This is a genomic window from Serratia sp. LTN-2 (assembly GCF_059740205.1).
The window spans coordinates 178,007-193,859 of record NZ_JCAXDO010000005.1; the positions used below are offsets into that span (position 1 = coordinate 178,007).

11 protein-coding genes are annotated in these 15,853 nt (G+C 51.4%); 3 read left to right on the forward strand and 8 right to left on the reverse strand.

What is annotated here, in order from left to right; all coding sequences use genetic code 11:
• Nucleotides 1–2: 2 nt before the first annotated feature.
• Nucleotides 3–4,697 carry an AMP-binding protein gene (locus tag AC6BYQ_RS12730; RefSeq protein WP_498056962.1) on the reverse strand — a complete coding sequence of 1,565 codons (4,695 nt, stop codon included), beginning with the start codon at nucleotides 4,695–4,697 and terminating at the stop codon, nucleotides 3–5.
• 19 nt (nucleotides 4,698–4,716) lie between these two features.
• Complete coding sequence (locus AC6BYQ_RS12735) at nucleotides 4,717–5,802, reverse strand: ornithine cyclodeaminase family protein (RefSeq protein WP_498056963.1); 1,086 nt, start codon at nucleotides 5,800–5,802, stop codon at nucleotides 4,717–4,719.
• 1,071 nt (nucleotides 5,803–6,873) lie between these two features.
• Between AC6BYQ_RS12735 and AC6BYQ_RS12740 the strand changes: the two genes are divergently transcribed.
• The 3 genes from AC6BYQ_RS12740 (at nucleotide 6,874) to AC6BYQ_RS12750 (ending at nucleotide 9,903) form a co-directional block, all read left to right on the forward strand.
• Nucleotides 6,874–7,599 carry a hypothetical protein gene (locus AC6BYQ_RS12740; RefSeq protein WP_498056964.1) on the forward strand — a complete coding sequence of 242 codons (726 nt, stop codon included), beginning with the start codon at nucleotides 6,874–6,876 and terminating at the stop codon, nucleotides 7,597–7,599.
• A 143-nt stretch (nucleotides 7,600–7,742) separates the two neighbouring features.
• Nucleotides 7,743–9,026, forward strand: a complete 1,284-nt coding sequence (locus AC6BYQ_RS12745) for a nucleotide sugar dehydrogenase (protein ID WP_498056965.1) — start codon at nucleotides 7,743–7,745, stop codon at nucleotides 9,024–9,026.
• A 58-nt stretch (nucleotides 9,027–9,084) separates the two neighbouring features.
• Nucleotides 9,085–9,903, forward strand: coding sequence for a phytanoyl-CoA dioxygenase family protein (locus AC6BYQ_RS12750; RefSeq protein ID WP_498056966.1), 819 nt, complete (start codon nucleotides 9,085–9,087; stop codon nucleotides 9,901–9,903).
• A gap of 71 nt (nucleotides 9,904–9,974) precedes the next feature.
• On the opposite strand, the gene AC6BYQ_RS12755 is transcribed toward AC6BYQ_RS12750, so the two are convergent.
• The 6 genes from AC6BYQ_RS12755 to AC6BYQ_RS12780 all read right to left on the reverse strand — a co-directional run.
• On the reverse strand, nucleotides 9,975–10,568 hold the full coding sequence (locus tag AC6BYQ_RS12755; protein WP_498056967.1) for an ATP-dependent Clp protease proteolytic subunit: 594 nt from the start codon (nucleotides 10,566–10,568) through the stop codon (nucleotides 9,975–9,977).
• Between the two features lie 45 nt (nucleotides 10,569–10,613).
• Nucleotides 10,614–10,943, reverse strand: coding sequence for an SRPBCC family protein (locus AC6BYQ_RS12760; RefSeq protein ID WP_440529241.1), 330 nt, complete (start codon nucleotides 10,941–10,943; stop codon nucleotides 10,614–10,616).
• A complete protein-coding gene (locus tag AC6BYQ_RS12765) occupies nucleotides 10,940–11,254 on the reverse strand; it encodes an ArsR/SmtB family transcription factor (protein ID WP_498056968.1) in 315 nt (104 codons plus the stop codon). Before AC6BYQ_RS12765 ends, AC6BYQ_RS12760 begins: the two co-directional genes overlap by 4 nt.
• A gap of 103 nt (nucleotides 11,255–11,357) precedes the next feature.
• Nucleotides 11,358–12,860, reverse strand: coding sequence for an amino acid permease (locus AC6BYQ_RS12770; RefSeq protein WP_019454756.1), 1,503 nt, complete (start codon nucleotides 12,858–12,860; stop codon nucleotides 11,358–11,360).
• A 58-nt stretch (nucleotides 12,861–12,918) separates the two neighbouring features.
• Nucleotides 12,919–13,371 carry a beta-galactosidase subunit beta gene (locus AC6BYQ_RS12775; protein WP_440529244.1) on the reverse strand — a complete coding sequence of 151 codons (453 nt, stop codon included), beginning with the start codon at nucleotides 13,369–13,371 and terminating at the stop codon, nucleotides 12,919–12,921.
• Nucleotides 13,368–15,853, reverse strand: a 2,486-nt coding sequence (locus tag AC6BYQ_RS12780; protein ID WP_498056969.1) for a glycoside hydrolase family 2 TIM barrel-domain containing protein, incomplete at its 5' end; no start/stop codon positions are given. The genes AC6BYQ_RS12775 and AC6BYQ_RS12780, both read right to left, overlap by 4 nt.

Below are 15,853 nucleotides of genomic sequence, written 5' to 3' on the forward strand. Positions count from 1 at the left end.
ATTCAGCAGATAACATTCTCGTCCAATGACTCGCCAAGAAAATTACAGAGACGCCTCGTTAAAGCGTCAATTTCTTTAACAAGTATTATCTCATTGACAAAATCATCACTAAAACGGCATTCCAAGCTCAACCGCCCATTATTTATATTAAAATACACCGAAAGGCCGCTATTTACGACATCCCACGGGATATGATTGTCAATCCGGCTTTCTTTCCATTTATCTCCTGACTGACAAATATCTTTCCAATGAGTTTGGAAATAAAACCGCACTTCAATCAGCTCTTTGAGTTCAGCCTGTATGTCACATTCCTCCGCGATTGACATCAGGTCGTCAGATGAGCAAGAAAGATGACTAAGGTGCGAATAATGCAGCATTACGAACTCATCAAATGAAACATTGTCTTGCACGAAAAAAGGCAGCGGTTCAACAAGGTATGCCATTTTTCCCTCAGCACCGTAATCATGTCGTTTATCGACCATATTGCTGAAACCGCAAAAACCAAGTCCACGCGTCAGACGCCACATCTCCCAGGCACAACGCAGTGAGAATGCATACCCACGCTTACGACATGTCGTATCGATTTGCGTGAAATCGAAAGTGTCTGAGATCACTTTAGAGACGGATTTCCCATGACGACGCGCAAACGATGAATTGCTGATATGAATCCCGTCCTTTGCTACGGTTCTAAAGTAGTGCCTGTAATAGGCAACGGATTCCTGAGCCGACATGCCATCCCGGCCCAGCGATTCACTTCGACAAACAGATGAATACGCATTACCTTCGTTCAAAGAACGTTCGATGAAGGAGAAAAATAATTTTGCCGAACCGCCATCCCAGACCGCGTGATGGAACAGACAATAAAGAAGATGTTCTCCTCCACGCAGCCGGAAAGTATGCGCCCGCAAAAGCACCTCTTTATGAGGTTCGAAGACATCCCACGTTAAGGCGTCAATCACATGGATAAGGGCCGCATCGTCTTCATCAACGTAAACTTTGCCATGATGCTGAACGGTGAAATTTTCGCAAACCTGCGTGCGCGCATTTTCTTCGCCGATAAACAGTTCCGGATGGATATTCAAGAAATTTTTAAAATGCGAGGTAAAACCTAATACATCAACATTCTCATTAAAGATCAACGCAACCGAGATGATATTTTCCCTATCCCCAGGAATAACATTATCCCTTTTCAACAGCGCCGACTGCGAAGGATAAATGCGGTAAACCGACGGTGCTATGCGATTGTCACGCTTATGGGTATATTTCATGGTCGCCAGACTGCTTGCGACATCGGCAAAGGTTCTGTCTTTAAACAATTGTCTTAAAGAGTAACGCACATCAAATTCACTGTTAATTCGCCTTACAAGGTTAATAGCTCTGAGAGAATCCAAACCGCACTCGAACAGAGGCGTGTCCCTATCCGGCATAGCCCAGTCTTGGCCCACGCCGAGAATGCTTTTGCACAAGGAGTCAAAACGCCGGTTAAATTCGTCATCCTTCTTATTGTCAGGCGGACAAACCGTGCCGGACAGTGCTTTCGGTGAACTTTCCTGCATCAGGCCGTCGGCATTTTCCGTTGGCTGACAAACAAACGAAACAGGGAAATCCGAAGGTTTAATGTCACTTAACGCATTCATCAACGAGTCGATGAAACTCAGCGTTCGCGGATGGCCATAGCCATTAAAAATAACCTCGATACAATCATCGTACTCTTGTACTTCAATGCCACACTCCGCGCGCGGCCGGGGGTTGTAAACCTCACCGGGAGAACGCGTTAGCGAGGGGCGTTGATAATTTACCGCCGTGAAAAGGAACGCAATATTGACGTTTTCTCTGGCCAGAAAAGCGGAAAGCGGCATATTCGGGTGATCGAGGATGTCGGCAATAAGCTCTTCGCTCACGTAACGGCAAAGCGCGGAAAACGCAGAGATACCGTTCAGCCTGACAGTAATCAGCGAGCTATTAACCAGACAACCGATCACTTGACTGACCTGCTGGACATTACGGTTCGCATTTGGGAAAAGCACATTGAACTCAGCACGTCCGGCTTCGCTCTGATAGTGCAAAATCGCCATTGAGAAAAACCACGATGTAACAGACAGGTTATGCCGGCGGCACCATTTTCTGAGCCGAAGAACATTTTCTTCTTTAACGCGTAAAATACGCTGAAACTCTGGATAAGAAGCAGACAATGGCGTTTCCTCCGTATCCGTAAAGGTCAACGCCAACTGACTTGCCTTTTCTTCCAGCACATTTTTGTCATATTCGAACGCGAGCTTCGTGTATTGGTAATACTCTTCTAACGTACAAGGCGGAAAAATAACGGGTTTGTCAACACGGGAAAGCAACTGCTCCCGTATAAGCCCTAAGGATAAGCCATCTATTATTATGTGATGAAAAATAAATAGCAGACTCCCTCCTCTCTTCCGCTTTATAAACAACACGCGAAAAAGATACCCATCTTCAAGATCAAATGGCTTATCGATCGCCTTAATTGCCTGTTTCTCGGTTACCGTCTGGAAAAGGGCCGGCGTTTTCATTATCCTCTCTGCCGTTAACGTCGGACATAAGCTATAGGACAATAGGCCATTGTTAAAATACAGGTTTGATCTAAGAATTTCGTGCTCATCCAGCAAACCGACAAATTTTTCAAGCGTCGCATTGATGGCTAACGAAGTCTCACATTGTATAATCAGCGGAATGTTATATGCGCCAGATCGCCCCTCGGAAACAGATTCGAAATAAATTCCTTTGCAAGTAGGGTTAACGACCTCAATACGTTTACGTACTCTTCCACTTGGCAATTCTATACACGCCGATGTCTCCCTGCCGTTCTCGATAACTTCTTTAGATATTTCATACCCGGCGATAATTTCAATCTTTCCATTTTTACCGCTGAGTACACGGCTGCCATTCTCGCTCTTGTTGACATCCATTCCGATGGGATAGCAGCGTATTGAATGAACGCCACGCTTAAATGTTAACGTTCTGGCCAGTGCCTCCAGCGATGGCGTTGTCATGATATCGCGAACTTTTATCGGCGGCTCCGCCACCTGTCTGAGCACGCCCGAGAAAGCGACGATCTCCAGCGAATCCAGGGAAGGCACGGTTTCGCCCTCGTCCGCAGTCATCAAGCCTGCGCCGATGACGCCCGCAATCCCTCTAAGCGCATCGACGGTCATGTCGAAAAATGTTTTCGCCTGCACGGTATGGCTAACTGCGGGAAACAGCGTCGTTAATGAAGTGCGATCAATCTTGCCACTATTATTCAATGGAAATGCCGATAAAAAAACGAACCGGGTTGGTATCGAATAAGCAGGGAGCGTATAACCGGCCTGTTTCCTCAAAAAGGCGGTGAAGTGAGGATCGGCTTGGCGCCGATGATCGCTGAGAACGACAAAAACAACGAGATCTTGGTTAACTAACTTTGCCACAACCTCTTTTATTTCCGACATATCTCGAAACGTGCGCTCTATCTCTCCGAGCTCAATACGGTTGCCGCGATACTTGATCTGATCATCTGTTCTGGAAACAAATGCCAGCGTCCCATCGGCCTCTTCCGTCACAATGTCTCCCGTTCGATAAGCGCGTTGACACCCAGCATCTGCAGTTAAACGAAGAAAGGAATTCTTCGTGGCTCCTTCATTATTGATATACCCCGCACCTACACAGATGCCTTTAAGAATCAGTTCCCCAGCCCTGCGCTGAGCATCCTCATAAGAAACTTCGAAGTAAACTCCCGGGATCGGTTTTCCTATCGGTATTCGCCCCTTTGTAAGATCCTCGTCACTTATTTCATGCCAAAATGCAACATCCGCGCACTCTGTCGGGCCGTAAGAGTTAATGAAACGCGTGTTAACGCCATCACTGCGCAACTGTAGCAGCGTCTGCGAGTTAATCGCTTCGCCCCCCAGGACAACGGTCTGTATTGAAGCAAGGCTATTTTTTGATAAATTCTCCACAATCAAAGAGAAAGCACTGGGCGCACAATTTATCCACTTAAATGAATGACGATTGACTTGCTCACGAATATTCTGCGGATCAAAAACCAAACCATCAATAAAATGCAACACACTGCCACTCATCATACCGATAAAAATGTTTTTCTGCGTCAAATCGAAAGATAATGAGCTGACAATTAAGCAACGATCACCCGGCTGTGGATCAATGAGCCGACGATACCATTTTAACGTATTGTCAAAACTTTCATTATAGATAGCAGCGCCTTTTGGCACACCGGTAGACCCCGAAGTAAAAATGATATATTGCAAGGAATCAGGGGCGGGAGAATGAGCATTCAATATTGGGTGCGCACTGTCTAAACCAGCAACATCTAAAATTTCCCCGATAGAATCCTGAATTATATTTTTTGTTTTCCCATCAACGCAGATGACTTTCCTCCCGCTGAGAGCATTCAGCATCAATGAAATCCGCTGCTCAGGCAATCCCTTATCGACAGGAACATAAGGTATGCCGGAAACCGCACTGTAAAACATTACAGCGCAATGAAGAAAAGGGTGCTGAACACAGATTACCAGAGCTTCAGGTCGATATGGTAGTGCATTGACAGCTGCTGCGATACCCGCCATTTTAACAGCAAGCATGCGATAACTGTAACGCGCTCCGTTATACTCCATAAACGTCTGGTTGGCATGCAAAGAAAGCGCCAAAAAGATATTTTTGGATATATGAGACATATTCAGAACCCTTCTCAAGTTAAGACAGTGTGTCCATTCTTTGCCTGGTTGCAGAACGCATCGCGTAGTCAGACGTAATCAGGAGTTCCGAGTAGGGATTAAGCGCGCATGTTATCGTCTCATCGCCTAACACTTTGCCTATTCCATATTTCTTCGCTATGTCACAAAGCAGGTCAACGGCAATCGCATCTTCCAGCGCCACACCGGTCGAATCAAAAATCGTTTGACGGTTCTGATGGCCGTAATAATTCTCCCTATCAACCGCGAGATCCTTAAGTTCAATACAAACATCTGCGCCAGGTTTTGCACTGGAAAAGACCTGGCACTCCCCTTCCACTTTCGCCTGCTCATAAAAGTCAGTAACGACAAAGGCGGTTTTCACCAGTGTGCCGGGAAGCTCCGTTTTCCCAGGGAAATCAGCGCCGACAGCGTTAATATGCACATCCCGTTTTAAATGTTCCCCTGAAAGCACCGGAGCGGACCCTACGGGATTGGTGGTTGCGGTACAGATGATATCGCTGCGCTTTTCAATCTCCTGAACATTGGCCGGAGAAATTTTTATGTCAAGGAACGCCAGCCTTTCATTGATAGTTTCTTCGGCATAAGGGTCAGTATCATAAATAAGAATTTCTTCAAATTTGAAAATCCGTGACAATGCATGCGCCTGAGTCACCGCCTGCGCTCCGCAACCGATGAGGCCTAGCACCCTGGAATCCGGCTTTGCCAAAATACGACTCGCGACCGCGCTGGCCGCGCCAGTGCGCATTGCCGTCAAAAGCGCGCCGCCGGCGACCGCTTTAGGCTTACCTGTTTGAAAATCAAAGGTGACAATTACGGCATCGATGGTCGGTGCCTGATGATTAACGGGATTATCCGGGAAATAACTCACCAGTTTGAGCGTAACATTACTCTCACCATCATGAACGGGCATCCATTCGATAAGATTTCTGCCAGAGGTAAAACCTGCGCGCGCACTGAGTTGCGCTCCCGTCGCGTCAAATATCCGGAATCCTTTCTCGATGTTATCGATCAGCGCATCCATGAATTTATCGGCGGTAAATGCATTAATAGTACGAGCGACTTCACTTTCAGATATAACGTACATACTCATCCTCATTCACATGAAAAACACGTAGTAAGTTGGATCGATAGTTCGGTATAGCTTTATCAGTGTCAGGCAGTAAGAAGTACTTTTTAACGTTATGATTTTTATTAACCTGCGCGTATGGCACTCTCACGGGCTTTTATTTTTCTCATGCTCGCCATAGCGTTGTAAAATCTATCCCAGGTCAGAAGTGCGTGTACCATTACATAAGTAAAAATGGATAGTCAACAATTTTTAAACAAAAAGAATACACTTTTCGCAACACTGCCAACATCCACATTTAAAAAAAACAATTTAAAATCAATACAATAAAGAATCACATCAAAACATCGCCCCCATAATCGCCAACAAGCAATCCCCTTGTCAAAAACCATTGATTAGATTGATTTTATTATGAACTTTAATCTCAAAATAAAGCCATTTAAAGGCATAACACTCAAATCTTAATCAGAAGAGCGGTCGAAACATCTAATTTCAAAAAACATTATTAGTTTTTACATAAATCAAAATCGAACAGTTATACAAGGAAAATATAACAAGAATCTTTCATCAAACCTTCACAATAATGCGACCCCAGCCCATCGCCGATACCGGTATACAATTAACACCTATATATCAATATGATATAAAAAAATCATGAATCATGAGATAAATAGTTCACCCACCAATTAATAATCATTAGTTATAATTAACAACCAATTCAACGCCAAATTCGAGCCAAACAAAACAAAAAAAAACAATAAAAATCAAAAAATTAAAATAAAAAATCAGAAGCACCTTTGCACCATCACGGCAGGAGTTAAATTTACTGATAAGTTATATTTGACTTATCACAAATTTTTATGCAAAGGTTACCAAACTGTAAAATCTCGATAATGTCGATTAACAGTTGCTGCTATAGGCTAAAAATGGACTTGTCCTTAGGACATTGTCTTTTGAAACAGAAAGAAGGTGGTGAAATAATTTAATATTTTCACAACCAGTCAGGAATCATCACTGTGAAATGCTGAAACGCGTATTAGCGGAATATACCCCAGAGTCTTAGCGACCAAATAGAAGGAGCCAATCCCCATGGATTATTCCCATTCAGTACCGGAAAAAACGACAGACTGGACCTCACATGAGGTCAGTTCTAAAGCCTGGATGAGCATACGAGACGCCGATTTACTTGAATCGCTTCTTATCGGCCTCAGTAAACAAAAACAGAATGCGCAATTGCGAGTTATCGAATGGGGATGCGGGCGTTCCACGCTTTGGTATGGCAGATTTCTTGATCACAGCGGTATTCCCCATCAGTGGCTGGGACTCGAACACAATCAATCCTATTTCGAGTCCGCCATTGCTGAAGAATTTATCTCAGATCCCGGCACGCGTATCATCCATTGTAATAACCTGACCGGCGCGCCTGCACACCCATGGAACGGGGGGACAGAACGGGTGGTGGCATTATTTGATCACGGTTCGGTAGCTCCGTTTGAAAGCCAGCTAATTTCCGATCGGGAGGTCAATATGGACGCTTATGTATCCCTGCCCACAAAATGGAACTTTCACTGCGATCTCGCCATCATTGACGGACGTAAACGCCGCAGGTGCATCCTTGAAGCCAAAAAATTAATCGGCGATACCGGCATTGTTTTCCTGCATGACGCTTGGCGTGAACATTACCAAAGCGCTTGGCCAGCCTTTAAATATAGCCGCCGGATAGGTGATGAGTGGTGGATTGGCATGAACCATGATGCGGACCTGACCAAACTGTTCCCATGGCATGCATTCGATAACCACGCCTCACAAGGGTAACCCGCGGAGACGCTTAACGTTTATTTTCAGCTACCTTGGCTGATGTAAATCTTCGAATTGGATCTGGAGTTGATGAAATTCCGGAGTAAAGCTAAATCATTCGGCGCCTCGCTGCAACGAGGCCTCTTTCAGAGTGACGAAAAATGAATCCTGAACAGTTCGGTTCTATCGCCGTAGTTGGACTTGGATATGTTGGACTGCCACTTGCCGTTGAGTTTGGTAAAAAATATAAGACATTGGGTTACGATATATGCAAACAAAGGATCTCTTCACTGCGGGACGGGATTGATCATACCCGTGAAATACCGAAAGAGGATCTTTTCGCCGCAAAAGGACTCAGTTTTACTAACGAAGCATCTTCACTTGGCGAAGCGGATATCATCATCGTTACCGTTCCCACGCCTATTGATAAGGCAAACCGTCCAGATCTAAAACCGTTAATTAGCGCTTCGCAAATGATTGGCGGCATAATGAAACATCAGTGTCTGGTCATATATGAAAGCACGGTGTACCCTGGATTAACAGAAGAAGTGTGCGTTCCCGAACTGGAAAAATACTCCAACGGCAGACTCAATCAAGACTTTTTTGTCGGCTATAGTCCGGAACGCATCAATCCTGGCGATAAGACGCGTCAACTCAAAGATATCGTTAAGATCACCTCAGGTTCAACTCCGGAGATAGCAATAAAAGTGGATGCGCTATACGCCACCATTGTTGAGGCAGGCACCCATATGACCTCATCGATAAAAGTCGCGGAGGCAGCAAAAGTCATTGAAAATACGCAGCGAGATTTGAATATTGCCCTGATCAACGAATTATCCATGATTTTCTCAAGGCTTGAGATCGACACGCATGAAGTCTTGAATGCAGCGGCGACCAAGTGGAACTTCATTCCGTTCAAGCCTGGATTGGTAGGTGGTCACTGCATTGGCGTAGATCCTTACTATTTAACCTTCAAAGCAGAACAAGTCGGTTATTATCCTGAAGTTATTCTGTCCGGTAGACGTATCAATGATACGATGGCAGTTTACCTTGTAAGCGAGCTGATAAAAAAAATGGTCAATCGGGACATTTCTATCTCAGCAGCCAGAACGCTTATTATTGGCTTCACCTTTAAGGAAAACTGTTCTGACATTCGAAATACAAAAGTGATCGATATCTATAGAGAATTAAAAAAATACAGTATTGACGCAGACATTCTGGATCCCGAAGTCAGCAGCGATAGCGCATGGGCTGAATATGGTGTCAAGGTTCATAACCATCTTGAATCAGGGAACAGCTACGATGCAGTGATATTAGCGGTCCCTCACAATAATCTCATGTCAATGGGGATTGAGGGAATTCGAGGTTATCTTCGCAATGAAAACTCCGTACTGTTCGACGTCAAGGGCGTTTTAGATCCTACTCTCAGCGATTTAAGACTTTAAACTGGGCTGCAGAATCCAGCCCCCACTCATGTGCTGTTTGCAGTTTAAGGATCAAGAAATGGAAACGTACTATATCATCAATAATGCGCAGGCCGGCTACCCGACACGTAAAGTAGTGTCCAAACTTGCGCAATACCATCAAAAAAATCTGGTTGAAGATGGATACACCATCATCCACACTTTATTTACCGAACAACAGTTAACCGATTTTTCGTCTGCTCTTGACGCACTTGAAGAAAACGAGCGCCATTTCGACGATCCAATGTACAAAAACAATACAGATTCAATTTACCTTCGCTGGCTTCTAACGAAAGATCGGCGTTTCTGGCCTTTTAATTCCCATCCCGAGCTTATCGCTCTCGCACGAATGGCATTGGGGCCGCAAATCCAATTAGATGACGCCGATGCGCGCATCACTTTCGCCGATGTCATCGATGGGACCGGTTGGCATATTCATTTGCGCACTGTGCCGGATCCCTTGCCACCATTTTTCTGTTATCCGCACGCCCTGCACCACCTATTATATCTCGATAACATCACGGAGCGGGAAGGCGGACTGTGCGTTTTACCCGGCTCGCACAAAGACAACTCGATTAAGATTGAAGCGAATAGCCACCACAGTATTGAGGGCGAGCGCATCCTCTACCCTGAACGAGGAGATGTCGTGCTCATGCATGCCAATTTATGGCACCGCGCTGTTAAATCCCAGCGCGGCGGAAAAAAACGCCGCCTAATGCTCGGCGCCTTTTCTCCCAGTTGGCTTAATACACATTATGATGTCGGTAAGCGCGGGGAACATGACTGGCGTAAAGAGTATGCGGCGCAAAGCGACGCTGACGAACACCAAGAGTTCGCAGGCTATTTTTCTTGGGCCTGAGCCCACGGCAGGGAGAAGCAGTCCGTTATCCTCAATCGGCCATTCGCTGAAACGCTTGACCGAGCGCGCGTTTACCGGGCCCGCAATACCCGATCGATCAATCCCCAGGCCGCCGCTTCGTCGGCGGTCATAAAGCGATCGCGATCCAACGCCTGCACCACCGCTTCATCGCTCAGGCCGCAATGTTGGGCATACAACCGAATCACCGTGTCTTTGGTGCGCTTCATCTCTTCGGCGTGGATCAGAATATCGGACGCCTGCCCCTGAAAGCCGCCCAGCGGCTGGTGCACGTGCAGGCTGGCGTTAGGCAGCGCCATGCGGTGCCCCGGCTCGCCGGCCATCAGCAGGAACGAACCCATCGAGCGCGCGGTGCCCATGCACAGCGTATGCACCGGCGCGCGGATGTACTGCATGGTGTCGTAAATCGCCAGCCCGCTGGTGATCGCCCCGCCCGGCGAGTTGATGTACAGGTGGATCGGTTTTTCCGGATTTTCCGCCTCCAGAAACAGCAGCTGGGCGCACAGCATTTCGGCCACGTCGTCGTTGACTTCGCCATTGAGAAACACGATTCGGTCGCGCAGCAGGCGCGAGTATATGTCAAAGGAACGTTCTCCCCGGCTGGTCTGTTCCACCACCATCGGGACGAGCATCATCTTCTCACGCATCGGTGAACTCCTGGGTTGGCAACAAAGAGAAATGTGTTTAACGCGTCAGGCGGCGCGCATCACCGTCGTCGGGCCGTCGTTGGCGGCGTCTGGCTGGTGGGTAATCCGCAGCACACTGCCGCCGTCGGCGTTCGGCACAATCTGCAGGGTCACGACGCTTTCGAGAAACGGCGGTTGATCGTCGCGCAGACGGTAGCTCACCGCCTCGCCCGGCGTGGCGGCCAACGGTTCAGCCTGCGCCAGGTCGCCGGTCGGCAGCCATTGCTCGCGCAGCTCGGGAATGCTGAGCGCCCGCCACACTTTTTCCGGCGGCGCATCGAGCGAATATTCCAACACCAGCCGGTCGTGCGGCGGCGGCTCAGCCCGTTTGTTCATTGATCCATGTCCTTCAGCAAGGTTTGCAGCGCCTCGATGCGCGCCGGCCAATAAGCGCAGTACTTCGCCAGCCACTGCGCGATCTGCGCCAGCCCGTCCGGGTCGACCTGGTAATTGACGCAGCGCCCCTGCTTCGCCTCGCGCACCAACCCGGCGTTGCGCAGCACCGCCAGGTGTTGCGACATCGCCGATTGGCTGATGGGCAGCCCTTCGCGCAGCGCGCTGGCATTCATGCTACCGGCGACGAGTTTGTCGAAGATGCTGCGGCGGGTCGGATCGGCCAGCGCCTTGAAGATGTCATTTTCGTTCATACAAACACATTAGTACTCACTTATGTATTATGCAAACGCAGAGGCAGGATTTTTTACGCAAGGCGAGACTCCGCGCCGAGGCGCGGAGTCGATAGGTGAGCAATTACAGCGGTTTATTGCATGCGGGCGTGGTCAGCGCGGGTTGACCGGCAGGCGCCCCCTCCTGCGCTTCCAGCGCGAGACGCGCCAGCGGCATGTCTTCGTGGTAGCGCGCTTCGGCGTTCAGGCTCTTCGAGTAGCGGTTGTACTTCCACCAGGCGTATCCGAGGAACACCACCAGCCCGCCGACGTTATAGAACACGATGGTCATGATGCTGGCGCCGGTCGGGAACGTCGAGGCGAAGAAGCCGACGGTGAAGATGGCGATCAGCACGCTGACGATGGCGATGCCCTGCAGGCGCGAGCCCATTTTGAAATCGCGCGCCACCCGGTCGTACTTCAGCCGCAGATTCAGGTAGGCCAGCATGATGAACAGTGGCGGCAGCATCGAAGCAGCGGCGGTCATGTTGATCAGCGTATTCATCAAATCCTGCACGCTGCTGGAACCCAACGTCGGGATCAGCATCAGCGGGATGACGATGAAGAACTGGATCCAGGCGGCGCGCGTCGGCACGCCGTGCCGGTTCAGGCGGATGGTTTTCTCGCCGAAAATGCCCTTCGGGATCTCGGTGAAGAAAATCTTCACCGGCGCCGCCGTCCACATCAGCAGCGAGCCGAACATGGCGGTGAAGGAGACGATGCCGACAAAGCGGTTCATCAACACCGTCGGCAGGCCGAAGTGTGCCGACAGGCCTTCGAACACCTGCACCGTGCCGCCGGTAAAGTGCAGGTCGGTGCGATGCACAAACACGTTAATCAGCAGCGAAGACACCGAATACAGCACGCCGATAAACAGCCCAGAAACGATGATCACCTTTACAAAGGCGCGGCTGCCACCTTTCACATCGTTCACGTACACCGCCACGGATTCCGCCCCGCCCGCCGCCTGGAAGATCCAGGCGGTAATGCCGAGGAACGCCCAGTTGAAGTTCGGCGTCATCGCCTGCACGTTGATCGGATCGGCCGGCTCGATGCCGCCCAGCACCGCCGCGCCCGCCAGGATGATGTAGGAAAACGTCAGCAACAGCATCAGCGACGAGGTGACGGAGGTCATCGGCCCCAGCAGTTTTGCGCCGCTGTTGGAGATGTAGGTCGAGAAGGCGAACAGGAAGATACTGATGATCGCCGTGGTCAGCGGGGTAAACACATAGTCATAGCCCAGAAACGCGTACGAGGCGTAGGCGATGACGCGCGGCAGCAGCGCGGTGAAGAAAAACAGGTTCACGAACCAGTAGGTGTAGGCGGTGATAAACGCCCAGCGCCCGCCGAGCGCGCTTTTGACCCAGGCATAGACGCCGGCCTCGGAGTTGCGGTTGAGCGAGACGAACTCGGCGATGATCAGGCAAAAGGGAATGAAGTAAATGATCGTCGCCACCAGGAATACCGGCGACGAGGCGATGCCGAGCTGAATATTGTTGTTGATCACGTTGTTGAAACTGAACACTGCCGCAAACGTCATCGACAGCAGACCAAACTTGCCGATGGTGTTTCTGTTCGACGCAGCCATAGAGATTCTCCGAATGGTGTAGGGGACTTCGGTTTGTTGTTATCGATCGGCGGTCGCGCTATTTGTTGATGAAATAGCTGTCTTCCACCGTCACTTTTAAAATGACTTTTTTTACCTTGCCGCTTTCTTTGAAGCGGTGAGCCTGGTGGTTTTCGAAGATCACCACGTTGCCTTTACCGACCCGGCGCCTCTCGCCTTCGCCGCTGAAAAACTCGCGGTCGGTTTCGTCCTGATAGGGCGCCACCGTCGTCAGCGCCCGTTTGTCGGCGACTTCGACGATCTCTTCTCCCTCGAGGTAATAGTGCACGTCGAAGTAGCGGCGGTTGCCCTCCAGCCAGCCGTGCTGTCGGCCGGCGCCGACGCTCAGCCGATACGTCAGCGAGTCGCCGATCGAATGGCACACGTTCGGGCTGATGCGATCGACATTGGCGATCGCCTCCATGCAGCGCAGCCACTTCTTACCGCTGTGATAAATGCGCTGGAATTCCACCAGGGATTCGAGAATGATCATGCGTTTTCCTCCGCAGACTGCGGGTGATGATGAGCGGGCGCGAAGTCATAACCGGCGAGCGCGTCGCCCTGCGTTTGCCGCCCATCGAACGGCACCAGCGTGAAGCCGTAGCTGAACGGCGCCAGATAAACCCGGTGGGTGTCCAGCACCTCGGAGCCCCAGGAGTTGGAGCCGAGGCCGAGCACCTGATCGTCCAGGTTCAGCGTCAGACAATCGTCAGGCTCCAGCTCGTTGATGTGCTGGGCCTGATGCAGCATCTCGGCGCTGTACGGCCACAGGCTGAAGTTGATCGGCCGCCGCGGTTGGATGAAGATCCCCTTGCCCGCCGCGTCCTGCAGGCTCAGCCAGCGCACGTCCTGCCGATTGCCGTTGTCCTGCGGGAACGGATAGTGTTCGAACAGCGCATCGGCGCGCTGCCGGTAGCGGCCGATAAGGTTGGCCCGGCAGCTGTCGCGGTAGTTCTCACCCGGCCCGCGGCCGTAGTATTCCACCTGCTCGAAGCGGCGGCTGATGCCGAAATCGAGACCGATTTTCGGGATCACCTGCCGGAAATCGCCGTAAGGCTCCCCGGCCAGATCCAGGCTGACACAGCCCTGCGGAGAGATGCGCCAGCGATAGGTGCAGCGCATGCCGAAGTCGAACACCGGCGGCGCGATCAGGCTGCGCACCTCGATCAGCAGATCTTCGCCCTGCCATTGCCGGCTAAGGCGGCGGAAATGCTGTTGCATGATGGGGAAGTGATACGGCAACCAAATCCCCTCATATTCCTGTTTATGGTTATCGATCACCGGTTTAAAGAAGGTGATGCGCGGCGCGCGTCCCACCATTTCTTCATCGTCTACCCGCCACGACAGCAGTTCGCCGCTCAGCAGCGAGAACGCCAGCTGGAACCGGCCGCCGCTGACGAGCAGCTGATGATTTTCCTCGCGGCATTGCAGCGCCGGCGCATCGGCCAACGGTGGAGCCGGTAGCCGCGCCGCCGCCTGGCGCAGATGCTGGTAATGCCCCAGCCGCTGGCCGCTCTCGCTGTAGCGGGTGGCGCTGTCCTTATGCACCGCCACGTCGATCAGCGTTTCCCCCGGCCCCAGCGCCAGCACCGGCAGGTGCATGTCTTCGCTCTCACCCGGCTGCAGATGCGGCAGCTTGAATTCGTAACTCGCCACCTGGCGGCCGTCGGTCTTGACGCTGACCTTCAGCGTGATGTCCGCCAGCGAGCTGAACCAGTAGCGGTTTTTCACCCGCAGCACGTCGCCTGCGCCTTCTTCCACCGTCACTTCCACCGGGCACAGCACCTGCTGATATTCACGCAGGCCGGGGCCAGGGCGCTGGTCCGGGTAGATCAGGCCGTCCATGCAGAAGTTGTAGTTGTTCGGGTAGTCGCCGTAATCGCCGCCGTACTGGTAGCGCTCGCGCCCCTGCTCGTCGTGGCTCAACAGCCCGTGATCGCACCATTCCCAGATATAGTGTCCCTGCAAGCTGGCGTGGCGGTTGAACACCGACTGGTATTCGAACAGCCCGCCGGGGCCGTTGCCCATGGCGTGGGCGTACTCGCACAGAATGCGCGGTTTGGGGTGCGGGTACTCACCGAAGGCGTTCATCATCGCCACGCGGGAATACATGGTGCTGATCACGTCGGTCACTTCGGCGTCGCGGTCTTCCTCGTAGTGGATGAGGCGGGTCGGATCGAGCGCCTTGCAGCGCCGGGCCATGGCGCGAATGTTGCAGCCGTAGCCGGATTCGTTGCCGAGCGACCAGATGATGATCGACGGGTGGTTTTTCTGCGCCGCCACGTGGCGCTCGATGCGCTCGACGTAAGCCTGCTCCCAACGCGGATCGTCGGTGATGCGGCTCAGATCGCCAACGTTGGCGAAGCCATGACTCTCCAGATCGGTCTCCGCCATCACAAACAGGCCATAGAGATCGCACAGCTCGTAAAAACGCGGATCGTTGGGGTAGTGGGCGGTGCGTACCGAGTTGATGTTGTGCTGTTTCATCAGCACGATGTCGCGCTCCACCCGTGCCATATCGACGGCGCGCCCTTTACGGTGATCGTGATCGTGGCGGTTGACGCCGTGCAGCTTGAGGTAGCGCCCGTTGACGTACATCAGCCCGTCGCGCACCGCGATCTCGCGGAAGCCCACCCGCTGCGGCACCACGCTCAGCAGGTTGCCGGCGCCGTCATACAGGCTGAGCAGCAGTTGATACAGATAGGGATTTTCCGCGTTCCACTGCTGCGGACGGCTGACCGGCAGCTCGAAACGGCAGCTCAGCGCCCGTTCAATGCGCAGATCGTCGCACCACTGCTCCGCCACGCAGCGATCGCCGTCAAACAGCTGCGCCTGCAAACGGCAGCCCTCGGCGGCCGGCGATCCGAGATGGCGCAGCTCGGCGTCGATCGCCAACTGCGCGTCGCAGTAGCGCTCGTCGAAGGTGGTGACCAGCGTCAGGTCGTGAAGGTGAGTGGCGCTCTGGCCGATCAGAT

Coding starts and splice junctions, on each gene's coding strand:
- AC6BYQ_RS12730 (WP_498056962.1), bottom strand. CDS start 4,697: ATGTCTCATATATCCAAAAATATCTTTTTGGCGCTTTCTTTGCATGCC.
- AC6BYQ_RS12735 (WP_498056963.1), bottom strand. CDS start 5,802: ATGTACGTTATATCTGAAAGTGAAGTCGCTCGTACTATTAATGCATTT.
- AC6BYQ_RS12740 (WP_498056964.1), top strand. CDS start 6,874: ATGGATTATTCCCATTCAGTACCGGAAAAAACGACAGACTGGACCTCA.
- AC6BYQ_RS12745 (WP_498056965.1), top strand. CDS start 7,743: ATGAATCCTGAACAGTTCGGTTCTATCGCCGTAGTTGGACTTGGATAT.
- AC6BYQ_RS12750 (WP_498056966.1), top strand. CDS start 9,085: ATGGAAACGTACTATATCATCAATAATGCGCAGGCCGGCTACCCGACA.
- AC6BYQ_RS12755 (WP_498056967.1), bottom strand. CDS start 10,568: ATGCGTGAGAAGATGATGCTCGTCCCGATGGTGGTGGAACAGACCAGC.
- AC6BYQ_RS12760 (WP_440529241.1), bottom strand. CDS start 10,943: ATGAACAAACGGGCTGAGCCGCCGCCGCACGACCGGCTGGTGTTGGAA.
- AC6BYQ_RS12765 (WP_498056968.1), bottom strand. CDS start 11,254: ATGAACGAAAATGACATCTTCAAGGCGCTGGCCGATCCGACCCGCCGC.
- AC6BYQ_RS12770 (WP_019454756.1), bottom strand. CDS start 12,860: ATGGCTGCGTCGAACAGAAACACCATCGGCAAGTTTGGTCTGCTGTCG.
- AC6BYQ_RS12775 (WP_440529244.1), bottom strand. CDS start 13,371: ATGATCATTCTCGAATCCCTGGTGGAATTCCAGCGCATTTATCACAGC.